This window comes from Bordetella bronchialis, from assembly GCF_001676705.1.
In the GTDB taxonomy this organism is placed as follows: Bacteria; Pseudomonadota; Gammaproteobacteria; order Burkholderiales; family Burkholderiaceae_B; genus Bordetella_C; species Bordetella_C bronchialis.
In genome coordinates, this window is the sequence record NZ_CP016170.1 from 2324743 (window position 1) to 2347023 (window position 22281).

General features: G+C 68.1%; 22 protein-coding genes and 1 pseudogene. 16 read left to right on the forward strand and 7 right to left on the reverse strand.

Annotated elements, in window-relative coordinates; genetic code table 11:
* Nucleotides 1-195 precede the first annotated feature (195 nt).
* On the forward strand, nucleotides 196-1098 hold the full coding sequence (yddG, locus tag BAU06_RS10470; protein ID WP_231934045.1) for an aromatic amino acid exporter YddG: 903 nt from the start codon (nucleotides 196-198) through the stop codon (nucleotides 1096-1098).
* Nucleotides 1099-1179: 81 nt separating this feature from the next.
* On the opposite strand, the gene BAU06_RS10475 is transcribed toward yddG, so the two are convergent.
* From BAU06_RS10475 to BAU06_RS10485, 3 genes are all read right to left on the reverse strand, one after another.
* A complete protein-coding gene (locus tag BAU06_RS10475; protein WP_066348338.1) occupies nucleotides 1180-2022 on the reverse strand; it encodes an aldo/keto reductase in 843 nt (280 codons plus the stop codon).
* A 37-nt stretch (nucleotides 2023-2059) separates the two neighbouring features.
* A complete protein-coding gene (locus BAU06_RS10480) occupies nucleotides 2060-2473 on the reverse strand; it encodes an I78 family peptidase inhibitor (RefSeq protein WP_066358781.1) in 414 nt (137 codons plus the stop codon).
* Between the two features lie 65 nt (nucleotides 2474-2538).
* A complete protein-coding gene (locus BAU06_RS10485; RefSeq protein ID WP_066348346.1) occupies nucleotides 2539-4002 on the reverse strand; it encodes an MFS transporter in 1464 nt (487 codons plus the stop codon).
* Between the two features lie 129 nt (nucleotides 4003-4131).
* Here BAU06_RS10485 and BAU06_RS10490 point away from each other — a divergent pair, with 129 nt between their 5' ends.
* From BAU06_RS10490 to BAU06_RS10500, 3 genes are all read left to right on the forward strand, one after another.
* Nucleotides 4132-5046, forward strand: coding sequence for a LysR family transcriptional regulator (locus BAU06_RS10490; RefSeq protein ID WP_066348356.1), 915 nt, complete (start codon nucleotides 4132-4134; stop codon nucleotides 5044-5046).
* 129 nt (nucleotides 5047-5175) lie between these two features.
* Nucleotides 5176-6132, forward strand: coding sequence for an alpha/beta hydrolase (locus tag BAU06_RS10495; RefSeq protein WP_082988126.1), 957 nt, complete (start codon nucleotides 5176-5178; stop codon nucleotides 6130-6132).
* A 164-nt stretch (nucleotides 6133-6296) separates the two neighbouring features.
* Entirely contained in the window at nucleotides 6297-7280 is a 984-nt protein-coding gene (locus BAU06_RS10500) for a tripartite tricarboxylate transporter substrate binding protein (protein WP_082988127.1), read from the forward strand.
* 23 nt (nucleotides 7281-7303) lie between these two features.
* Here the strand turns inward: BAU06_RS10500 and BAU06_RS10505 are convergent, their stop codons facing one another.
* A complete protein-coding gene (locus BAU06_RS10505) occupies nucleotides 7304-7639 on the reverse strand; it encodes a thioredoxin family protein (protein WP_066348361.1) in 336 nt (111 codons plus the stop codon).
* A gap of 132 nt (nucleotides 7640-7771) precedes the next feature.
* Between BAU06_RS10505 and BAU06_RS10510 the strand changes: the two genes are divergently transcribed.
* The 5 genes from BAU06_RS10510 to BAU06_RS10530 all read left to right on the forward strand — a co-directional run bounded on the left by BAU06_RS10510 (nucleotide 7772) and on the right by BAU06_RS10530 (nucleotide 11657).
* Nucleotides 7772-8065 (forward strand): hypothetical protein, encoded by a 294-nt coding sequence (locus BAU06_RS10510; protein ID WP_066348364.1) that lies wholly within the window; start codon nucleotides 7772-7774, stop codon nucleotides 8063-8065.
* 86 nt (nucleotides 8066-8151) lie between these two features.
* Complete coding sequence (locus tag BAU06_RS10515) at nucleotides 8152-8958, forward strand: DUF72 domain-containing protein (protein ID WP_335617499.1); 807 nt, start codon at nucleotides 8152-8154, stop codon at nucleotides 8956-8958.
* 82 nt (nucleotides 8959-9040) lie between these two features.
* The gene (locus BAU06_RS10520; RefSeq protein WP_066348377.1) at nucleotides 9041-9751 is read left to right on the forward strand and encodes a GNAT family N-acetyltransferase; all 711 of its coding nucleotides are present in this window, start codon (nucleotides 9041-9043) and stop codon (nucleotides 9749-9751) included.
* A 4-nt stretch (nucleotides 9752-9755) separates the two neighbouring features.
* Nucleotides 9756-10268, forward strand: coding sequence for a cupin domain-containing protein (locus tag BAU06_RS10525; RefSeq protein ID WP_066348378.1), 513 nt, complete (start codon nucleotides 9756-9758; stop codon nucleotides 10266-10268).
* A 60-nt stretch (nucleotides 10269-10328) separates the two neighbouring features.
* Complete coding sequence (locus tag BAU06_RS10530) at nucleotides 10329-11657, forward strand: lytic murein transglycosylase (RefSeq protein WP_231934046.1); 1329 nt, start codon at nucleotides 10329-10331, stop codon at nucleotides 11655-11657.
* A gap of 12 nt (nucleotides 11658-11669) precedes the next feature.
* On the opposite strand, the gene BAU06_RS10535 is transcribed toward BAU06_RS10530, so the two are convergent.
* Nucleotides 11670-12818: a hypothetical protein gene (locus BAU06_RS10535; RefSeq protein ID WP_415834908.1), complete on the reverse strand. Its 1149-nt coding sequence runs from the start codon at nucleotides 12816-12818 to the stop codon at nucleotides 11670-11672.
* Nucleotides 12819-13011: 193 nt separating this feature from the next.
* Between BAU06_RS10535 and mdtD the strand changes: the two genes are divergently transcribed.
* Together mdtD and BAU06_RS10545 are read left to right on the forward strand one after the other, a co-directional pair.
* Nucleotides 13012-14382 (forward strand): multidrug transporter subunit MdtD, encoded by a 1371-nt coding sequence (mdtD, locus tag BAU06_RS10540; protein ID WP_066348379.1) that lies wholly within the window; start codon nucleotides 13012-13014, stop codon nucleotides 14380-14382.
* 95 nt (nucleotides 14383-14477) lie between these two features.
* Nucleotides 14478-15029, forward strand: coding sequence for a hypothetical protein (locus BAU06_RS10545; RefSeq protein WP_066348380.1), 552 nt, complete (start codon nucleotides 14478-14480; stop codon nucleotides 15027-15029).
* 96 nt (nucleotides 15030-15125) lie between these two features.
* Here BAU06_RS10545 and BAU06_RS10550 read toward each other — a convergent pair whose 3' ends face one another.
* Nucleotides 15126-16208: a flavodoxin family protein gene (locus BAU06_RS10550; protein WP_066348383.1), complete on the reverse strand. Its 1083-nt coding sequence runs from the start codon at nucleotides 16206-16208 to the stop codon at nucleotides 15126-15128.
* A 148-nt stretch (nucleotides 16209-16356) separates the two neighbouring features.
* Between BAU06_RS10550 and BAU06_RS10555 the strand changes: the two genes are divergently transcribed.
* The 5 genes and pseudogenes from BAU06_RS10555 (at nucleotide 16357) to BAU06_RS10575 (ending at nucleotide 21340) form a co-directional block, all read left to right on the forward strand.
* On the forward strand, nucleotides 16357-17511 hold the full coding sequence (locus BAU06_RS10555; RefSeq protein WP_197509486.1) for an extracellular catalytic domain type 1 short-chain-length polyhydroxyalkanoate depolymerase: 1155 nt from the start codon (nucleotides 16357-16359) through the stop codon (nucleotides 17509-17511).
* Nucleotides 17512-17573: 62 nt separating this feature from the next.
* Complete coding sequence (locus BAU06_RS10560; RefSeq protein ID WP_066348386.1) at nucleotides 17574-18422, forward strand: HAD family hydrolase; 849 nt, start codon at nucleotides 17574-17576, stop codon at nucleotides 18420-18422.
* Nucleotides 18423-18474: 52 nt separating this feature from the next.
* On the forward strand, nucleotides 18475-18924 hold the full coding sequence (tadA, locus tag BAU06_RS10565) for a tRNA adenosine(34) deaminase TadA (protein WP_231934078.1): 450 nt from the start codon (nucleotides 18475-18477) through the stop codon (nucleotides 18922-18924).
* Nucleotides 18921-19817, forward strand: a pseudogene (locus tag BAU06_RS10570) (LD-carboxypeptidase); the annotation flags it as partial. The gene tadA and the pseudogene BAU06_RS10570, both read left to right, overlap by 4 nt.
* A gap of 290 nt (nucleotides 19818-20107) precedes the next feature.
* Nucleotides 20108-21340, forward strand: a complete 1233-nt coding sequence (locus BAU06_RS10575; protein ID WP_082988131.1) for a cation:proton antiporter domain-containing protein — start codon at nucleotides 20108-20110, stop codon at nucleotides 21338-21340.
* Nucleotides 21341-21423: 83 nt separating this feature from the next.
* Here BAU06_RS10575 and BAU06_RS10580 read toward each other — a convergent pair whose 3' ends face one another.
* A complete protein-coding gene (locus BAU06_RS10580) occupies nucleotides 21424-22221 on the reverse strand; it encodes an enoyl-CoA hydratase-related protein (protein WP_066348393.1) in 798 nt (265 codons plus the stop codon).
* Between the last annotated feature and the right edge of the window lie 60 nt (nucleotides 22222-22281).

Genomic DNA, 22281 nt, shown 5'->3' on the forward strand with positions numbered 1-22281 from the left:
CCCGCGTGCAACGTGCCGGGCGACCGGCGCGCACGGGCAGGCATCGCCTGTACGTGCGCGCCGGTTTTTCGTTATGCTGGGCGGTTTTGGGCCGCCACGCGCGGCGCTTCGGACCGCCACCCGAAGGCCCGGCTTTTGCCGGGAATGCGGTAGTGGGGCGGCGCTCGCGCAAACAGAAACCGGAAAGGAGCCGCAGTGCCTGCGATAACGGGATCGGGGATGGGATCGGGCAGTGCCGCCAGGGCCACCAGCTTTGGCGTGGTCGCGATACTGCTGTGGGCCGCGCTGGCCTTGCTGACCGTGCGGGCGGGCGGCCTGCCGCCATTCCAGCTGCTGACGCTGAGTTTCGGCGTGGCCTTCGTGGGCGGCGTTTGCGTGCTGTTGCCGCGCGGCCGCGCCGCGCTGGCCGAGATGCGCCAGCCGCTGCGGCCCTGGCTGTTGAGCGTGGGCGGCATCTTCTGCTACCACGCGCTGTATTTCTACGCGCTGTCGCACGCGCCGGCCGCGCAGGCCAGCCTGATCGCCTATTTGTGGCCGCTGTTCATCGTGCTGTTTTCGGCCATGGCGCCGGGCGGGCGCCTGTATGCCCGCCACGTGCTGGGCGCGGTGCTGGGCCTGGCCGGGACCGCCTTGATCGCCATGGACCGTCCCGGCGGCGACGACGCGGCCTGGCCGGTGGCCGGCATCGCCGCCGCCTTCGGCTGCGCGCTGATCTGGTCGGGATACTCGGTGCTGAACCGCCGGTACGCCAACGCGCCCAGCAGCATGATGGTGGGCGTATGCGGCCTGGTCGCGCTGGGTGGCGCGGCGTGCCACGCCATGCTGGAAACGACCGTGCCGGTCAGCGGCGCACAGTGGGGCGCCATCGTGCTGCTGGGCCTGGGGCCCACCGGACTGGCTTTCCTGGCGTGGGACTACGCCACCAAGCACGGCCATCTGGCCTTGCTGGGACCGTTGTCGTATCTTGCTCCGCTGTTGTCGACGCTGCTGCTGGTCGTGACCGGGGAAACCCCCGCCAGCCTGACGCTGCTGGCGGCCGCGCTGCTGATCATCGGCGGCTCGGTGGTGGCGACCTTCGCGCGCCGCCGGCGCGATTGACGGCGGGGAGCGCGACGCACCAGGCGGTGCGGACCCGGCCGCGATGCAGGCTGGAGCGCGACGCCTATCGTCCAACCGGCGTCAAAGCATTTCCAGCGGCCGCCGCCGCTTGGGCGGGGGAAACGCCTGGTCCAGCTCGGCCAGGTCCCGGTCGTCCAGGCGCACGTCCAGGCAGGCCAGGTTCTGCCGCAAGTGGTCCGGTGAGGCGGTCTTGGGAATCGCGATGACGCCCGGCTGGCGCAGCACCCAGGCCAGCGCCACCGCCGCCGGCGCGATCCCGTGGCGTTCGCCGATCTGCTTCAGCGTGGGGTCGTGCAGCAGGCGGCCCTGTTCGATGGGCGAGTAGGCCATGATGGGAATGCCGCGTTCCTGGCACCAGGGCAGCAGGTCGAATTCGATGCCGCGGCGGCCCAGGTTGTACAGTACCTGATCGGTCTGCACGCGGTCGCCATGGGGCAGGCCGGCCACTTCCTGCATTTCCTTCGCGTCCAGGTTGCTGACGCCCCAGCGGGCGATCTTGCCTTGGTCGACCAGTTGTTCGAAGGCCTCGATGGTGTCGGCCAGGGGATGCGGCCCGCGCCAATGCAGCAGGTACAGGTCGATGCGGTCCACGCCCAGGCGGCGCAGGCTGGCTTCGCAGGCGCGCGCCACGCCGCGCCGCGACGCGTTGCCCGGCAGGACCTTGCTGACCAGGAATACCCGGTCGCGCCGGCCCTGGATGGCGCGGCCGACGATTTCTTCCGCAGTGCCGTTGGCGTACATCTCGGCCGTGTCGACCAGGGTCAGGCCGGCGTCTATGCCGGCCTGCAGGGCGCGGACTTCCGCCGCGGCGCGATGCGGGGACTCGCCCATGAACCAGGTCCCCTGGCCCAGGGCGGGAACGGTATGTCCATCGGGGAAGGTGACGGTCCGCTCGTTCGACATGGCTGGCTCCTTCCTGGACCGCCGCGGCAGGCCGCGATCAGCCGCAGCGCAGTGCGGTCAGCGCGCCTTGCTCGTCCAGGATCAGGTTGATGCGCTGGGGGTCGTATTCCATGGTCATGACTTCGCCGGGCTTGAGCACCCGCGTCTTGCTGGAGGAGGACGCCTGCCGGATCTGCGCTTCGACCGAGCTGGTGAGCTTGGTGCCGATCATCTTCTGCACGGGCTGGGCGTCGCATCCCTGGCCGCCGGAGAAATAGGGGCTGTAGCCTGTTCCACCGTATCCCCCGCCGTCCGCCGAACCGGTGCCGCCGGTGCCGGCGGAACTGTCCGTGGAACCGTAGGGCGTGGAGGATGTGGTGCCATCCGCGTCGGCCGATGACGACTGGCGGCCGGTATTGGCGCACGCCGCCAGACTGGCGACGAGAACGAGCGGGATGAGCTTGCGAATCATGCGTACCCCTATAAAACTGCGTTGATATTGCGTGGGAAAACGTCCTTGCGGGAAGGACGCATACATCATAGTTCAGTGCGAACGCCTTGCGGCCGCGGCGATGGAGGATCCGGTTCAACACCCAGCGGCGTGGCGACCTCTTCCAGGGGCTTGCGCTCGGCGTCCACGCCGTGGCGCAGGGCCAGCAGGCCGGCGGCGATGACCAGCGCCGCCGCGAAGGCGTAGCCCGTCCCGACCGCTTCGCGGCTGCCGCTTTCGATCAGCGCGCCGAACAGCACCGGCCCGGCGAAGCCGCCCGCGCCGGTGCCCAGGGCATAGAAAACGGAGATCGCCAGGGCCCGCGTTTCCAGCGGGAAGACCTCGCTCACGGTCAGGTAGGCGGAACTGGCGGCCGCCGAGGCCAGGAAAAACACCGCGGACCAGCACAGGGCCTGGCTGCGGGCGTCCAGCAGGCCGGCCACGAAGGCCCAGCCGGTCAAGGCGAGCGCCACCCCGGCCGACACATAGGTCAGGGCGATCATGCGGCGGCGGCCCACGCGGTCGAAAAGCGGTCCCAGCAACAGCGGTCCCAGCACATTGCCCAGCGCGAAGGGGAATATATAGAGCGCCACCTGGCCTTCGGGCACGTTCATGAAGCGCGTCAGGACCAGCGAATAGGTGAAAAAGATGGCGTTATAGAAAAAGGCCTGCGAAATCATCATCGCCAGCGCCACCACGCTGCGCCGCCGGTAGCGCCGCAGCAGTACGTCCCCGACCTGCCGCAGCGTCGGCGCCGCTTGCCGGGTAAAGGTCACGCTGCCTTCCACGGGGGCCAGGGCCGTCCCGCCGGCGGCGACTTCCGCCTCGATGCTTTCGATGATGCGCCGCGCCTCCGCCTCGCGGCCGTGCGACAGCAGCCAGCGCGGGCTTTCCGGCACGTGGCGGCGCACCACCAGGATAGCCAGGGCCAGCACCGCGCCCAGGGCGAAGCCGGCGCGCCAGCCGTATTCCGGACCGAGCACGCGCGCGTCCAGCAGCACCAGGCTCAAGCCCGCCCCGAGCGCGGCGCCCACCCAGAAACTGCCGTTGATCGCCAGGCTGACGCGGCCCCGGACCCGGGCCGGAATCAGCTCGTCGATGGCGGAATTGATGGCGGCGTATTCGCCTCCTATGCCCAGCCCCGTGGCAAAGCGGCAAATCGCGAAGAAAGCGAAATCGGTGGAAAAGGCCGTGACCAGGGTGGCGACCATATACAGGGCCAGCGTCAGCAGGAACAGCCGCTTGCGGCCGAGCCGGTCGGCCAGGCGCCCGAACACCAGGGCGCCCACCACCGCGCCGGCGATATACAGCGACCCCGACCAGCCCACCTGCACGGCGTCCAGCGCCAGGGTGTCCGGCCGTTCGAGGATGCTGCCCAGCGAGCCCACCAGAGTGACTTCCAGCCCGTCCAGGATCCAGGCCGTGCCCAGCGACAGGACGACGCGCGTATGCCAGGGGGACCAGGGCAGGCGGTCCAGCCGGGCGGGGATATCGCTCTGGATGATGCGCATGAACCGGAAGGGAAAAGGGTGACTGATTCTCCCCGCCAGTGTGAACGCGGGAAGCGCCGCGCGACGTGTCAAAATCCTTATGACGGATACCAATGGAGACACGCGGCGGCCCCGCGGCGCAGACGCCCGATGCTGGACCTGAATGAGTTTCTGACCTTTTCAGTCATCGCCGAGGAAAAAAGCTTTTCCCGCGCGGCGGAAAAACTCGGCATTTCCAAGGCGCTGGCCAGCAAGCATGTGGCCGACCTGGAACATGCGCTGGGGGTCAAGCTGTTGCACCGCACCACGCGCAAGATCGGTTTGACCACTGCGGGCGCCGTGTTCTACGAGCGCTGCCGCCAGCTGGTGGCGCATGCCGAGGACGCCCGCCATGAGATCGAGCAGTTCCGCAGCTCGCCCGGCGGCTTGATACGCGTGAGCTCGGCCATGGCCTTTGGCCGCCGTCACCTGGTACCCGCCATTACGCGCTTCCTGGAACAGTACCCGGACGTCTCCATCGACCTGGACTTGAGCCAGCAGTTTCCCGACCTGATCACCGCCGGGGCCGACGTCGTCATCCGGCAGGCCGACGAACCCCTGCTGATCTCCCTGGTGGCGCGGCGCCTGGCGCCGGTGCGCTGGGTGGCATGCGCCAGCCCGCAATACCTGGCGCGGCATCCGGCGCCGCGCACGCCGGCCGAGCTGGCCGCCCACAACTGCCTGGTGTACTTCGTCAACGGCAAGGGCGAGTGGTCGTTCAGCGATGGGAATGGACTGCATGCCGTGCGGCCCAAGGGCAACTTCAAGGCCAATAGCGCCGATGCGGTGCTGCATGCCGCCCTGGGTCACCTGGGCATAGGCGTGGTGCCCACCTTTGCGGCGGGCGACGCCTTGCGCAGCGGCCAGCTGGTACGCGTATTGCCGGAATATCGCCTGCCCGAACGTGGCCTGTATGCCGCCTATCTGCCCAACCCGACCATGGCGCGCAGCACGCGGCTGTTCGTCGGCTTCCTGGGCGATTACTTCGGCGACCAGCCTTATTGGGACGACGGGCTGGCGCCCTGAGCGGGCGGCCGGCATCCCGGGTCCCCGCGATGCCGTGAACAATCTGTTCACCGGTTCATGTTGAATCGGCCGGTCCCGGCGTTCACCATGCTTTCCTCTGTACCCCTTACGTCATCATAGGAAGACAGCATGGCTCAAGCAGCACCCTCCCAGGATTCTTCCCTGGCCGGCACGGGCGCCGTCACCTGGCAAGGCGGCCAGGAACACTGGACGCAGCGCGACGGCGACGTCCGGCTTTTCATGTGGCACAAGCCGGCCGCCGCCGGCGTGCCGCATGCCGGCACCGTCCTGTTCGTGCATGGCTCGTCCATGGCATCGCAGCCCACCTTCGACCTGAGCGTGCCGGGCCGTCCGGATTCGTCGGTCATGGATTGGTTCGCGGCCCGCGGCTTCGACACCTGGTGCATGGACAACGAGGGCTATGGCCGCTCCAGCAAGCACCGGCCGATCAATTTCGACATCCCCAACGGCGCGCAGGACCTGGCCGCCGGCAGCGAGTACATCCTGCAGCGTGCCAAGGATGACAAGCTGATGGTCTACGGCATCTCGTCGGGCGCCTTGAAGGCCGCGCTGTTCGCCCAGCAGCATCCGGAGCGCGTGGCCCGCGTGGCGCTGGACGCCTTCGTGTGGACGGGCGAGGGCAGCCCGACGCTGGCGCAGCGCAAGCTGAAGCTGCCGGAGTTCCTGGCCAAGAACCGCCGGCCCATCGACCGCCCCTTCGTGGAAAGCATTTTCTCGCGCGACCATCCGGGCTGCGCCGACGAGCGTACCGTTGCGGCTTTCGCCGATGCCATTCTGTCGCTGGACAATTCCATGCCCACCGGCACCTACGTCGATATGTGCAGCAAGCTGCCGCTGATCGATCCGGAAAAGCTGCAGGTCCCGACCATCGTCATGCGCGGCGAATACGACGGCATCGCGTCCTTCGACGACCTGGCGGAGTTCTTCAAGCGCCTGCCCAATACCTTCAAGCAGTTCACCGTGATGCAGGGCATCTCGCATGCGAGCTTCCAGCAGAAGAACTACAAGATGGTCTATCACATCCTGCATGCCTTCTTCACGCAGCCGGAGCCCGTGTATCGCTGACGCCGCGGCGCCCCAGGGGCGCGACGCGCGGGTCCGGGCCGTCCGGTCCGCGCCTGGCGGGAAGGGCGGGCGCCGGCTGAACGGCTGCCGCCCCCGCCATCCATAAATGCCGAGCCCGGACCACCGGGCCGCAGCTTCCAGCAATGGAACAGGAGGAGACTACGATGCGACATCGATTTGCAGGCATCACGGCGGCGTTCGCCTTTTGCATGGCCGGCATGGCAACGGCCTGGGCCCAGGGAGACACCGCCAACTATCCCAGCGCGCCGATCAAGCTGGTCGTGCCCTTCGCGCCGGGCGGCTTCACCGACGTGGTGGCGCGCATGCTGGCCGAAAAGCTGACTCCGGAACTGGGCCAGCCCATCGTGGTGGAAAACCGCATGGGGGCGGGCTCGACCATAGGCACGGATTACGTCGCCAAGTCCGCGCCGGACGGCTACACACTGGTGCTGATTTCCACCACGCATGTGATCGGGCCCTGGCTGTACAAGAAGCTGCCCTACGACGCGGTCAAGAGCTTCGCGCCGATTACCAAGCTGGTGGATAGCCCCTATGTGCTGGTCGTCAATCCCAACGTGCCGGCCAAGAGCGTGGGCGAGCTGATCGCGCTGGCCAAGTCCAAGCCCGGGCGGCTGGATTACGCCTCGTCGGGCAACGGCAGCAGCCAGCACCTGGCCGCCGCGCTGTTCGCCACCATGGCCGATATCAAGATCAACCACGTGCCGTATCGCGGCAGCGGGCAGGCGCTGAACGACATCATCGGCGGGCAGGTGTCCATGGGATTCCTGGGCGTGACGGCGGCCCTGCCGCAGATCGCCGCCGGCCGGCTCCGTCCGCTGGCCGTGACGACGCGCCAGCGCTCCGCCGACCTGCCGGACGTACCCACGCTGGACGAAGCGGGGCTGAAGGGCTACGAGGCAAATATCTGGCTGGGCCTGCTGGCGCCGGCGGGGACTCCCAAGCCCGTGCTGGACAAGCTGCACGATGCCACCGCCAAGGTGATGCAAGGCCCGGAAGCGGCCAAGGCCCTGGCCACGGCGGGACTGACGCTGAGCCTGAGCAGCGAAAGCGAGTTCGAGTCGCTGCTGAAGTCGGAATCGGCCAAGTGGGGCAAGGTGGTGCGGGACACCGGCGCCAGCGTCAATTGACGGCAGGCCTGCCTGGGCGCGCTTCAGGGCAGCATGCCGGGGTAGCCGTCCAGCGCCAGGCTGATTTGCTGGCGGATATCCCATTCCTGCAGGCTGGCCTGGACGGGACCATGGAAGGCGCCATCGCGTATGACGAACATGGCCGGCAGGTGGAAGACCTCGTAGCGTTCCACCAGCCCGCCGTTATCGCCGGCATCGACCCAGCATAGCCGTTCCACGGGCAAATCCATGTCCGGCAGGCGCTCTCGCGCCAGGCGGCAATTGCCGCAGGTACGGCTATGGAATACCACCAGCGACAAGCCGGCCGCATCCAGCAGGAAGCGGTCGGCCGTGCCGTCGTTCAAATCGATTTGTTCCATTCGGGATCGCACATGGGGAAGGCGGACGAGGGGACATCTTAGCGCGCGCACCCGACCGGCCGGCGCCGGGGCGGGATGTCCGCGCCGCGGTCTCTGGTTAAGATAGGCCAACCGGCATCTTCTAGAGACGACATGCAATCGAACAGCTTTTTCGAGTCCATGGGCAATGTCCTGGGCGAAATTATCCGTTCCATCGTCAGCGTGCTGCGTTACCTGCTGGGCGGCATCGGACGGGCGATCAGCCAGTTTTCGGAAGGCGTGGCCCATGCCATGGGCATGAGCCCGAACCTATTCAATTTCGCCGTGCTTATCCTGGGCGTATTGCTGCTGGTGGCGGCCATACGCGCCTTGCTGCGGCGATCCATACTGGGATTCCTGTTCTGGGCCGTCCTGGCCGTGCTGGTGCTGGGGGCGCTGATCGGATAATCGTTCAAGCGCCGACCGTGACGGGTCGGCGCGAACCCGCGGGACGCGGCCGCATGCAGCGGCCGGTCCGGCCATCGGAGGACAACATGGCGCAAGGCCGCATACGCACGGGCATCGGCGGATGGACGTTCGAACCCTGGCGCAAGAGCTTTTATCCCGAGGACCTGCCGCATAGCCGCGAGCTGGAATACGCCAGCCGGCAGGTGACCGCCATCGAAATCAACGGTACCTACTACAGCACGCAGAAGCCGGCGTCCTTCGCCCGCTGGCGCGACGAGACGCCCGACGATTTCGTGTTCTCCCTGAAGGCGTCGCGCTACGCGACCAATCGCCGCGTGCTGGCCGAGGCCGGCGACTCGGTGCAGCGCTTCATCGGCAGCGGCATCGGCGAACTGGGCGCCAAGCTGGGGCCCATCGTCTGGCAGTTCGCGCCCACCAAGGCCTTCGACCCGGAGGACTTCGAAGCCTTCCTGGCGCTGCTGCCCGACCGCGTGGACGGCCGCAAGCTGCGCCACGTGATGGACGTGCGCCACGATAGCTTCATGGATGCCGCCTACGTGAAGCTGGCGCGCAAATACAAGGTGGCCACCGTCTACACCGACTCGGACAAGTTTCCTTCCTTCGCCGACCTGACCGCCGATTTCGCCTACGCGCGCCTGATGCGGTCCAGCCCGGACAATCGCGCCGGCTATCCGCCCAAGGAATTGCAGGCCTGGGCCGACCGTGCCCATGCCTGGGCCGCCGGCGGGCAGCCCGAGGACCTGCCGCGGGTCGACGGCGCCAAGGCCAAGGCAGCGGCCAAGGGACGGGACGTTTTCATCTTCTTCATCAACGGCCACAAGGAGAAAGCGCCCTTCGCGGCGCAGGCGCTGCTGAAAAAGCTGGAGACGTAGGCGCGCCAGCACGCGTTCCGCTTTGCCGGTATGCTGATGGCCGCGGCGGGCTTTTCCGCTCGCGCTTCCATGACCCATCATCATGACGCGTACCAACGAATACGGACAACCCATCGGCGATGCGGTGCCAGGCTGGACGCCGCGCCAGCGCCCTCCCGCCACGCCCATGCAGGGGCGCTACTGCCGCATCGAACCCCTGGATCCGGCCCGTCATGCGGCCGACCTGTACCAGGCCTACGGCCAGGCGCCGGACGGCCGGTTGTGGACCTATCTTTCCAACGAGCCTTTCCCGGACCGCGCCGCCTTCGATGCGCATATGGAAAAGGCCGCCGCCAGCGCCGATCCCATGCATCACGCCATCGTCGACCTGGCGTCCGGCAAGGCCATCGGCACGGCGGCGCTGATGCGCATCGATCCCGTCAACGGCGTCATCGAAGTGGGCCATGTGGCCTATTCGCCGCTGCTGCAGCGCACGCCGCACGCCACCGAGACGCAGTATCTGTTCATGAAGCGCGTGTTCGAGGAACTGGGCTATCGCCGTTTCGAGTGGAAGTGCGACAGCCTGAACGAACCGTCGCGCAAGGCGGCGATCCGCTATGGCTTTACCTTCGAAGGCATCTTCCGGCAAGCCATCGTGTACAAGGGCCGCACGCGCGATACCGCGTGGTTCTCCATCATCGACAGCGAGTGGCCGGCGCTGCGCGCCGGCTACCAGGCCTGGCTGGCGCCGGATAATTTCGATGCCCAGGGCCGGCAACGGCGCACGCTGGCGGCGTGCATGGGGCGGGAGTAGCAACATGGACGCCGATCGTTCCGAAGCGGACGGCCTGGTCCGCCGCCTGGGTTTGCAGCCCCATCCGGAGGGCGGCTACTACCGCGAAACCTATCGCGCCGCGGAAACCGTGCGGCGTCCCGCGCTGGAAATCCAGCGCGCTGCGAGCACCGCGATCTATTACCTTTTGAGCGGCGATGCCTGGTCGGCATGGCATCGCATCCGCTCCGATGAAGTCTGGCATTTCTATGCCGGCGGTCCGTTGCTCGTGCACGTGCTGGACGGGCAGGGCGGCTTGATGACCCACCGCCTGGGCAATGCGATCCAGGACCCGGATTGCGTGTTCCAGGCCGTGGTGCCGGCCGGCTGCTGGTTCGCCGCGGAACGCGTCCATGCCGATCGCTACACCCTGGCCGGCTGCACGGTCGCGCCAGGATTCGACTTCGCGGATTTCGAACTGGCCGACGCGGACCGCCTGGCCGCCGACTATCCGGCCCATCGCGCCCTGGTCGCCAGGCTGGCGCCGCGCCCACGCTGAAACCGTTTTGAACCCACGCTGAAACCGCTTTTCCTGCTTTATCCCGATATCGATATGCCCATGCCACGTTTCCTCCGCTCGTCCTTGCTTCCCCGCCGCGCCGGTCCCTTCACGCGCTGGCTGCCCCTGGCCGCGCTGGTCGCGGCGGGCATCGTGGGATGCGTACAGCCGGCGGGCAAGGCGTCGGCCCAGGGCGCGGCCGCGGCCGAACAGGACGGCGATCCGGCGCAGTGCCTGGCCGCGCTGCGGCCGGGCGCGCCGGCCAACGGCGTCAGCGTGGCCGACTTCGACCGCTACACCCAGGACACGCGCCTGCTGGCGGTGACGGTGGCGGCCGCCAAGGCGCAGCCCGAGGGCAAGGAAACCTGGTGGGACTACATCGCCAAGACCGTGGACGACCAGCGCGTGGCGGAAGGCCAGGCGGTCCTGGACAAGTCCCGCGATGCGCTGGCGGCCATCGACGACCGCTACCAGATCGACAGCGAGCCCTTGGTGGCGATCTTCGGCATCGAAACGAACTACGGGTCCCAGCTGGGCAAGGTGGACGTGCTCAACGCCTGGCTGACGCGGGCGTGCACCGAGCAGAAGCCCTTGTGGACCAAGAATGTGTACGCGTCCGTCCGGCTGCTGCGCGATGGCACCGTCACGCGCGACCGTTTCATCGGATCCTGGAGCGGGGCCTTCGGCATGACGCAGTTCATCCCGACCTCTTTCTACGAGCTGGCCGCCGATGGCGATGGCGACGGCCGCATCGACCTGTATGGATCCCTGCCCGACGCGCTGGCCTCCACCGCCAATCATTTGCTCAAGCGCAAGGCCACCTGGACGCGCGGCATGCCGGCGGTGATCGAGGTGCGCCTGCCGCCGGCCATGGCCGCGTCACTGCCGCCATCGCCCGACAACGAGATCATGAACCGCGACGACCGCCGCACGCTATCGCAATGGAGCGAGGCGGGCGTCACGCGGGCGGACGGTACGCCGCTGTCCACGGTGGCGATGTCGCAACCGTGGCAAACCGTGCAGGCCTATGTCTTCGCGCCCACGGGGGCGCAAGGGCCCGCCTTCCTGGCCACGCGCAATTTCGATGCGATCCTGCACTACAACCAGTCGCACAAATACGCCCTGGCCGTCAGCCTGTTGACCAACCGGCTGAAGGGCTGGCCCGGGCTGGCCGCCGCCTGGCCGACGGACGACCCCGGCCTGTCGCGCGTGCAGATCAAGGAATTGCAGGCCATGCTGGCGGCGCGCGGCCATGACATCGGCACGCCGGACGGCATCCCCGGCAGCAAGACGCGCCAGGCCGTGGCGGCGGAGCAGCAGCGCCTGGGCCTGCCGCAGGACGGCCGCGTGGGCTACAAGATCTACAGCGCGCTGCGCGACAACCGGTAAGCCCGGCCCGGGCTAGGGCGTCGGCAGCACCAGGTCCGATGTGCCCGGCCGCACCCATCGCACGCATTCGCGCGTGGTGTCGATGCAGCCGCCGTCCACATACACGCCGCGCGGCTCGCGCAGCCGCACCATCTGCTTCAGGATACGGTCGACCTCCGCCGGATCGGCCATGGACGCGCGCACACGCGCTTCCACCCGCGTCTCGTCCAGCCGCAGGATGCCCTGGTCGTCGGTGTGGACGCCGTGGCGCCAGTGGTAGATCTCCACGCATTTGGCGGTCAGGCTGAAGGGCTGCCGGTGCTTCCAGAAGTTGTTGAACATGCCGCCGCCCAGGTAGAACACCCAGGAGCCTTCGAAGCCTTCGACATTAGAGGAATGTTCGTCCGGATTGCGAAACCACAGCCGGTCCCCCGGCACGTAGTACTTCGGCGGCAGCGGGTCCTCCATCGAGCCGTATTCGCGCAGGAACACGTCATGGAACAGGCCCGACATGATGGCGCGCTGTTCCCAATGATGCTGCAGGCGCGCCAGCAGTTCCGGATTGCAGACGGCCAGCTCCTGCGCGATGCCCAGCAGGGTGACATATTCGGTGGCCCGGTAGCAGGAAAACGAATACAGCTTGCCCGAGGCTTCCGGCTGCGTGGCCTTGGTCAGGCCCTCGATCAGCGATTTGCCCGGCAGCAGCGTGAAGCCGCGCGCTTCGTCATAGGTCCAGTAGTCCTCCGGCCGTTCGGCGTGCTCGGTGTCGAAGGCCAGCTCGGTCAGGCTGGCGGCATGCACGATGTTCAGTTTGATGCGCACGGCGGAGATGAATTCGTCGTGGCTGGGATAGCGGAAGGCGACCGGCGCGGCCAGCATGGCCATGACGATCTCGCGTTCCAGGTTGCGTTCGCTGCCGGGGAAGCGTGCCGCCAGGGATTCGGCCAGGCCTGTCGTGTCATGGCCCGGCGTCCACCGGGCCGCCGCGTCATCGGTCAGGCGGAACGCCGCGACCGGCCCGTCGCCGTCGCGCCAGGCGTCCGTGCCGACCAGCTCCTCCAGCCCGAGCTCCCGCAGATAGGCCGCCATGTGGCGGGCCGCCTCGCCATGGTCCGCGGCGGGACCGAATACCTGTACGCCTGCCGTGCGCGCGTGCGCGGAAATCGGGGTAATTCCATTCACGAGGGACGCTCCCTGGCCGTCGCGACAGCGCCTGTCGCTGACGGATAGCTGAATAAAAATGCCGTAGAAAAAGCGGTTTCGCGGGCCTGGCTCCAGCGAACTTCGCGATCATAGGCGATCGGCCTATGATTGCGGCATCCGGGCGCACGAGGCGCCGCGCACGACGCGGCCGCCCCGCCCATAGAGAGGGGAAATGAAGGAAAGTTCGTCACACCGCGGCATGCTGTGGGTCGTCGCCGCGGGGTTCTTTATGCAGTCCCTGGATGCGACCATCGTCAACACGGCCTTGCCGGCCATGGCGGAAAGCCTGCATGAATTGCCGCTGGCCATGCGCCCCGTGATCGTCGCCTATTCCTTGTCGATGGCAATGCTGACGCCGGCCTCGGGCTGGCTGGCGGACCGCTTCGGCACCCGGCGCGTGTATTTCACGTCCATTTTGATTTTTGTCCTGGGCTCGCTGTTCTGCGCGATGGCGGCGAACCTCACCCAGCTGGTGATCGCCCGGGTCGTGCAGGGCGTGGGCGGCTCCATGCTGCTGCCCATCGGCCGGCTGGCGGTCCTGCGCGCGGTGCGGGGCGACGCCTATATCGCCGCCCTGGCATTGATTTCCATCGCCGGGCAGGTCGGCCCCATGATCGGTCCCATGACCGGCGGCTGGCTGGTGCAGGTGCTGAGCTGGCACTGGATATTCCTGATCAACATCCCGATCGGCATCGTCGGCCTGATCGCGGTAAGGCGATACGTTCCGGCTGAATCCGCGGCCTCCGTGCCCGGCTTCGACTTCGTGGGATTCACCTTGCTGTCGACCTGCATGGTGGCGTTCTCGCTGGGCATGGAAGGCACGGAAGGCCCGGACCGGGCCCTCTACACGGCCGGCCTGATGGCATTGAGCGCCTTCACCGTCATGGCCTATGTCGCGTACGCGCGCCACCGGCCGCGGCCCCTGTTCAGGCTGGGATTGTTCCGCGACGCGACCTTCAGCATGGGCCTGGTCGGCAACCTGGTCTCGCGCATCGGCAGCAGCGGCGTTGCCTTCCTGCTGCCCCTGCTGCTGCAATTGCAACTCGGCTATGAGCCCTTCTATGCCGGCATGATGCTGTTTCCCGTGGCGCTGGCGGCCTTGATCACCAAGCGCTGGGTGGCGCCGCTGGTGCGGCATTACGGGTACGAGACCTTTCTTTCGGTGAATACGGTCGTGGTGGGCTTGTCCATCATGTCCTTCGCCTTCATCGCGCCGGGCTGGCCGCTGCTCCTGCAGATTGTGCAATTGGCCATCTTCGGCGGCTCCAACTCCATGCAGTTCGCCGCGATGAACAGTGTCACGCTCAAGGGCCTGAGCGTGGAGGACGCGGGCAGCGGCAACAGTCTTTTCTCCATGGTGCAGATGCTGGCGCTGAGCCTGGGCGTCAGCCTGAGCGGCGGCCTGGTCGGCCTGTTCTCCCACGGGCCGCACGCCGATGCGTGGGGCTTTCGCTGGACATTCATCTGCGTGGGCGGCGTCACGCTGTTGTCGACGCTGATCTTCAAGCGCCTGGATGTGGATACGGCGCGCAGCGGCGCCTGACAGCATCTGCTCATCCGTAGGCACGCCGCTTGCTGGACCATGGTTTTGACGAACGAGCCGTCCGTCAGGCGGCCATCGCACTTGGGAGGTCAAGCATGACGCAACGAATCAAATTGTCGGCAATCGGATTGGCTATCTGCGCCGCGGGCGCGCTGGGCGCCAGCGCGCCGGCGTGGTCCGCATCGGGTACGGATGCGCAATACCGCGAGGACGTAGCCCGCTGCAAGAGCGGCGCCAGCGGCCAGGACCAGGCCGCCTGCATGCGCGAGGCCGGCGCTTCGCTGGTCGAACGGCGCCGCAATGGCCTGAGCACGCCCGTCGACCCGCAGCGCAACGCCACCGCGCGCTGCGACTCGCTGCCTGCCAATCAGCGCCAGGACTGCATGATCCAGATGTCGGGCCAGGGCGATACGCGGGTCCAGGGCAGCGTTACCGGCGGCGGGGTGCTGCGCGAAACCGTGATCCAGGTACCCGCCGGCACGCCCGGCAGCACGGGCGCCGCGCCGCAGCCCGGCTATACCCAGCCCGGCGGCTATACCCAGCCCGGCTATACCCAGCCCGCGGCGCCGCTCGCACCGCCGCCCGCCGTGCCGCCCGCGGGATATGGCACGCCGGCCCCGTACGGCGGCACCATGCCTCGTCAATAAGCCGCGGGGCGTCCCCGCGCAATATGCAATGGCCCGCTCCAGCGGGCCATTTGCATGCGGGCGGCGATGCGAACTTCCTGTCCGCATCGGCCGGACCTACTTCGGACGCGGATCCTCGACCCCCGCGTCCGGCCGCGCCAAGCGGCCTTCGCGTAGCTGCCTGACGGCGACGGACACGGCGCGCGCGACATTCCGCACTTCCTGCTGCACGGCCCGGTCGGCGTCCAGTTCGGCGTGGCTGGTAGCGTACGGTTTGTAGTAGCCGATGTAGCGGTCCAGGCGCGCCGACGCGCCGGCGTCGATCAGCCCCATCCAGTCCAGCCAGTCGCTCAAGGCGCGGCGCTGGCCCTCGATGCCGGCCACGTCGCCGTGGACGACCAGGCCATAGGCCCGTCCGGCCAGGTGCTTGGGGTACGGCCAGCCGGCAAGTTCGATCTGCTTGGCTTTCAGCGCATCCTTGCCCGAGGTCGACGACGGATCGGGGTTGCCGCCATCCGCGCATACCAGCCGGTCGATCATCAGTTTCAAGGGGCTGGGCGACTGGTACCAATAGGTCGGCGCCAGCAGGATCACGCCATGGGCCCGCACCCACTGCGCGTAGATGTCGTTCATCGCGTCGTTGGCCTGCCCCAGGGAATGGTTGGGATAGCAGCTGCAAGGCCAATGGCATAGCGGCATGGCCGTGGATACGCAGCCCTTGCAGGGATGGATCATGCGGTCGTATTCGGACGTCAGCCGGCTCAGGTCGAGCACGTCCGTTTCCATGCCGGCGTTTTCCAGCTCGGCCTGGGCGATCCGGGTCAATCGCCAGGTCTTGGACATTTCGCCGGGACAGGTGCCGTCGTTGCGCGACGCGCCGGCGATAAGCAGCACGCGGGATGGCGTGCCCGGCAGCGCTTGCTCGCGGGCCAGTTCGCGCAGCCGGTCGGCGGCGGATTTCCATTCGACCGACAGATCGTAATCCGGGTCCGCCGCGCCGGCGCCCGCCTTGACGGTGACGGGCGCCTTGCGGCCTTGCCGGTAGGCCTCCCAGGCGATGGCCTCCAGCCTATCGATGGCGGCCTGCTCCGCGCGAAAGGCCGGGTCGTAGAAGCGCCGCATGTAGCGCTGGCGGAATTCTTCCCGGGAGAGCTTCTCCGGAGCCTGTCCCTTGCGGACGTCGACGGGGATTGGACGCATGCCGGTACTCGAGAACGGACGGGCTTGCCCTGCCGCAAGTGCTGTACCGTGGACGCGTCCGGGGACCCGGGCCGCACGGCCGGCGCTTGCTGCGATGCAGCATAAGGGGTTTAATGAAGCGGTCCCATCCACCCCAGGCAGAGATCGCATGGCCCGCAAGCTGTCCACGCTGTTTTTCTCGGCCGCCCGCAAAGTGGCGCGCCTGCAGCGGACGGCATGGAGCCTGAGCATGCCCGGCGGCCTGGCCGCCAAGCCCGCCAAGCCCGCCAAGCGCGCGCGAGCGCGTCCGGCACGGCACCCGGCGTCCGCCACCGACGCGGCCGATGCGGCGGCCGCCGGCGCGGGATCCGCCGACACCGCGCAGTTCGATCCCGCCGATTTCGCCGGCAGCTGGAAATCGCGGATCTACCGCACGCCGCCCGTGCCCGGCACCTGGCCCGTGCGCCTGTCGTATTACGTCTATGTGCCGCCCCGGTTGCGCAAGGGCGCGCCGGTGTTGATGATGCTGCATGGCTGCGAGCAAAGCGCGGTGGATTTCGCGCTGGGCACCCGCATGCATCGCCTGGCGGACCGCGAGGGCGTGCTGCTGGTGTATCCCGAGCAGTCGCGGCGGGGCCAGCGGCATCGCTGCTGGCACTGGTATCGCCCCGACACCGCGCATGGCTACGCGGAGGCCGACGCCATCGCGGGCATCGCGGCCGCGGTCATCCAGGAATACCAGGCCGATCCCACCCGCGTCTATATCGCCGGCCTGTCCGCCGGCGCCGGCATCGCCGCGCTGGCGGCGCTGCGGCATCCCGAGCGCTTCGCCGCGCTGGGCATGCATTCCGGCGCGGTGCTGGGCAGCGCGCGCACCGCCAGCGAAGGCTTGCGGGCGATGCGGCATGGCGCGGCCGAGCCGCCCGCGCAGGCCATGGCCCCCTTGTTGCCGGACCGCATGGCCTTTCCCGGCATGCCGGTCATCATCCTGCAGGGCGACCGCGATGCGGTCGTCGACCGCCGCAGCGGTCCGCAACTGCTGGCGCAATGGGCGTGGGCCAACGGACTGGACACGGACAAGGGCGGCGCGGCGGAATCCCGGCCCGAGGCGGCGGGCACGCCGCGCCATTACCTGCGCACCGCCGTGCCGCCGGGCAAGGGCGCGATGGTGGTCCTGTGCGAAGTTCCCGGGCTGGGCCATGCCTGGAGCGGCGGCGACGGCCGCGTCCGTTTCCATGCGCGGCATGGCCCGGATGCCTCGCGGCTGATGTGGCGGTTTTTCAAGGACCGCCGCCGCCTGCCCGAACTTGTCGATAGCCTGTGAGCCGTCATGCCGGCCGCCTGAATTCAGGCAAAATGGCGGCTGTTCCCCGTCGCGCCTTTTCCATGTCCGACGTCATCGCCCTGATTTTCGATTTCGACGATACGCTCGCGCCCGATAGCACGTCCGGCTTCCTGGACAGCATCGGCGTGGATACGGCCGCCTTCTGGAAGGACCAGGTCGGTCCACTGCTGTTCGAGCAGGACTGGGACCCCGTGCCTGCCTACCTGTACCGGATGATCGAGCTTTCCAGAACCGGCACGCACGGGCCGATCACGCGCGAACGCCTGCGCGACTGGGGGAGCCGACTGCCCCTGCACAATGGCGTGACCTCGGTATTCCAGCGCCTGCGCGAGGCGGTGCGCGAGGCCCAGCCGCAGGTCTCGCTGGAGTTCTACCTGATCTCCAGCGGCATCGGCGACGTGGTCCGCGCCACGCCCATCGCCCATGAGTTCACCGAGATCTGGGCGTCCGAGTTCGCCTACGGCCAGGACGGCGGCATCGAGTTCCCGCGCCGCCTGGTCAGCTTCACCGACAAGACGCGCTATCTCTTTCATATCCAGAAGGGCATCATCGGCCGCGAGTTCCGCAACAAGCCTTTCGAGGTCAACCGCAAAGTGCCCGAAGACCGGTTGCGGGTACCGTTCGAGCAGATGGTCTTCGTGGGCGACGGCTACACCGACATCCCGTGCTTTTCCTTGATACGCCGCGCCGGCGGCATCGCCTTCGGCGTGTGGGACCCGCGCCATCGCGACAAGCGCAGCCGCGCCTGGGGGTTCATCGAGGAAGGCCGCGTGTCCAATCTGAACCACGCCCGCTATGACGAGAACGCGGAGCTCTATCAATTGCTGGAAGAGGCCGTCGCCAGCCTGGCGCACCGTATCGCCCTGAAATCGAGGGCCTACCGTGGTTGAAGCGGTCGCGGCGATGACGGCCAGCGAACTGGCCCGGTTCGATACGGACATGATGGCGCTGGCGCTCGACCAGGCGCGCGAGGCCTGGCGCGTGGGCGAGGTGCCGGTGGGCGCCGTCGTCGTCGATGCGCAGGGACAGGTATTGGGCGCCGGCTACAACCGCACCATCATCGATAGCGATCCCACCGCGCACGCCGAGATCGTCGCGTTGCGCGCGGCGGCGCGCCGACTGGCCAATTACCGCCTGCCGGGCCTGACCCTGTATGTCACGCTGGAGCCCTGTGTCATGTGCATGGGCGCGATGCTGCATGCCCGGCTGGCCCGCGTGTGCTATGGCGCCAGCGACCCCAAGACCGGCGCGTGCGGCAGCGTGCTGGACGTCGGCGCCGTGGCCCAGCTCAATCACCATACGTCGTTTCACGGCGGCGTCCTGGCGGAACCCTGCGGCGAGGTGCTGCGGCAGTTCTTCCGGGCTCGCCGCGCCAAGGAAAATCCCCAATGAGCAGCAAACCCGGCATTTATCTGTTTTCGCCGTCGTCCGCCGTGCAGGACCCCGCCACGCTGGAGCGCGCGCGGCAGAACCTGGAGGCCCAGGGCTTCAAGACCGCCATCGACCGCGCGGCTGCCGACGTGCACCAGCGTTTCGCCGGCACCGACGCGGACCGCCTGAAGGCCTTGTCGCGTGCGCTGAAGCAGAAGCACTCCATCGTCATGGCGACGCGCGGCGGCTATGGAATAGGGCGGCTGCTGCCCATGATCGACTGGAAGGCCGTGGCCGACAGCGGCAAGCGCTTCGTGGGCCATAGCGACTTCACCGCCTTCAACCTGGCGCTGCTGGCGCAGACCGGCGCCGTCAGCTATAGCGGCGCCACGGCCGTGGCGGATTTCGGCGCGAAGAAGGTCGATGACCTGACCGCGGCGCTGTTCGCCGAGCTGATGCGCGGCGAGCTGGAAATCCTGAGCTTCGAGACCCCCGACGCGGATCCGGTGGACTGCCGCGGCGTATTGTGGGGCGGCACGCTGGCCATGGTCGCGTCGCTGGTGGGCACCCCTTATATGCCCAGGATAAAAGGCGGCATCCTGTTCCTGGAGGACGTGGGGGAACATCCCTACCGGGTGGAACGCATGCTGACCCAGCTGTGGCAGGCCGGCATCCTGCAGAAACAGAAAGCCATCCTGCTGGGGCATTTCACCAACTACCGCCTGGCGCCGCACGATGCCGGCTTCGACATGCCGGCCGTGCTGGCCTGGCTGCGCAAGACCGTGAAAGTGCCGGTGCTGACCGGCCTGCCGTACGGCCATATCGCTTCCAAGGCCACGCTGCCGGTCGGCAAGAAAGTGGGCGTGGCGACCGAGCCCGGGATGGTGCACCTGGTCCTGGATGAACACGACCACGACCATGGCCGCGACGACGATCACGGCCACGACGGCGACCACGGCGATCGTCGCCACGCCGACCGCGGCCGCGGCAAGCGGCGCTGATCCCGGCGCGGCCGGGGTGGGACAGGGTGCCGCGCCCCCGGACACGCGCCCGTCGCCCCATGGGCGATGGCCCGGGCATGCAGGTTGCCACTGGCCGCCGGCGATGCCCGGACGGCGTGATATCCTCCGAGCTTGAACTGATTCAGCCTTTGTTCAGGATCGGCGCCGCTCGGCGTCCGTAACCCATATCCCCTGGAGCCTGCATGCCTCATTCCACACCGCTCATTACGACGATTGTGGGCGGTCTGGTTCTGGCGTTCGTACTTGCCGCGCTCGCGGTACGCCTGAAGCTGCCGCCGCTGATCGGATATCTTTGCGCCGGCATCCTGTGCGGGCCCTACACGCCCGGCTTCACCGCCGACAGCCACCTGGCCAATGAACTGGCCGAACTGGGCGTGATCCTGCTGATGTTCGGCGTGGGGCTGCATTTTTCGCTGCGCGATTTATTGTCGGTCAAGAACATCGCGGTGCCGGGCGCCATCGTGCAGATCGCCGCGGCCACCCTCATGGGGCTGGGGCTGGGGTGGATGCTGGGGTGGAACCTGGGCGCCGGCCTGCTGTTCGGGCTGGCCCTGTCGGTGGCCAGTACCGTCGTACTGATCAAGGCCATGGAAGACAGCAACCTGGTCGATACCAACGAAGGGCGCATCGCCATCGGCTGGCTCATCGTCGAGGACCTCGCCATGGTGGCGGCGCTGGTGCTGATCCCCGCCCTGTCCGGCGTGCTGGGCGGCCGCGAACAGAACGGCGACGGCGCCTCGCTGTGGGTCATATTGGGCCTGACCGCCGTCAAGGTGGCGGCCTTCGTCGCCGTCATGCTGGTGTTCGGCCGGCGCGTCATCCCCTGGCTGCTGGAACGCGTGGTCTATACCGGCAATCGCGAGCTGTTCCGGCTGGGCGTGCTGGCCTGCGCGCTGGGTATCGCCTACGGGGCGACGGCGCTGTTCGGCGTGTCCTTCGCGCTCGGCGCCTTCTTCGCCGGCATGGTGATGGCCGAGTCGGAGTTCAGCCAGCGCGCCGCCGACGAATCGCTGCCGCTGCGGGATGCGTTCTCGGTCCTGTTCTTCGTGTCGGTGGGGATGCTGTTCGACCCCATGGTGCTCATACGCGACCCCTGGGGCGTGCTCGGCACTTTCCTGATCATCCTGGTCGGCAAGTCCATCGCCTCTTATGTGATCGTGCGCGCCTTCCGCCACCCCAAGCTGACGGCGCTGACCATTTCGGCCAGCCTGGCGCAGATCGGCGAGTTCTCTTTCATCCTGGCCGGCCTGGGCGTCACGCAGGAAATCCTGCCGAAGGCCGGGCAGGACCTGGTACTGGCGGGCGCCATCCTGTCGATCCTGGCCAATCCGCTGTTGTTCAATGCGCTGGACCGCTACCGCGCCGGCATCGAGCGCGCGCGCATCCGCCCCGAGGAGCCGGATCCCGGCGTCTAGGGGCGGGAGCCTTCCCGGTGCTGTCCGGCCGATGCGCCCGCCATGCGGACGTATCCACGGGACCGCCGGCCGGGCCGCGCACGCTAGCCGTCCAGCATTCCGTTCAACATAGACGGGCCGCGGCCGCCCAGGCCGCCGTCGCCGTCCGCCGCCGCGCGGGCCGGCGACGCCAGGATGCGTCCCGCGGGCAGGTCATCCCCGCCCGTGGTGTCGTCGACGGGCCGCCCGGATGACGCCTGCACCAGCACTTTGGTCGCCGCGACGGCGTCGGGGGCGGTCAGCATGAAGGTGTCCACCAGCGCCGCGATGCGCATGTCCATGGAGTCCGGCTCGGACAGTCCGTGTACGAAGCCGATGCGCCAGGCTTCCGCGGCGCTGAAGGTTTCCCCGGTCAGGAACCAGCGCGTGGCGTCCCGCGGGCTCATGGCGCGCAGCACGTAGGGCGCGATGATGGATGGAATCAGGCCCAGGCGCGTTTCCGGCAGCGCGAAGGTCGCTTGCGAGGACGCGATGGCGATGTCGCATGCCGCCGCCAGGCCCATGCCCAGGCCCATGCAGGCCCCGTGCAGCCGCACGATGGTTGGCTTGGAGCATCGGTAGATCGTTTCCAGCATGGTGCCGCAGGCCGCGGCGTCGGCGCGGATGGCCGCCTCGCCGCCGTGCGCGGTTTCGCGCGTCCACGCATCGTCAGCGCCGGCGCAGAAGGCGATGCCGCGCGCCGCCAGAACGATGGCCCGCACCTGGCTGTCGCGGCCCAGCGATGCATACGTTTCGGTCAGCTCCTGGACCATCTGCGCATCCACGGCATTGCGCACGTCCGGCCTGGATAGCCAGACCAGCGCGGCCTGGGGCTTGTGTTCGATTTCCAGCGTGTGCAGCATGATGTGTCCCTCGTCGATGCCCGCCAGCCCCGCGCCGGCGGCCCGGCCGCGATCGCCGGG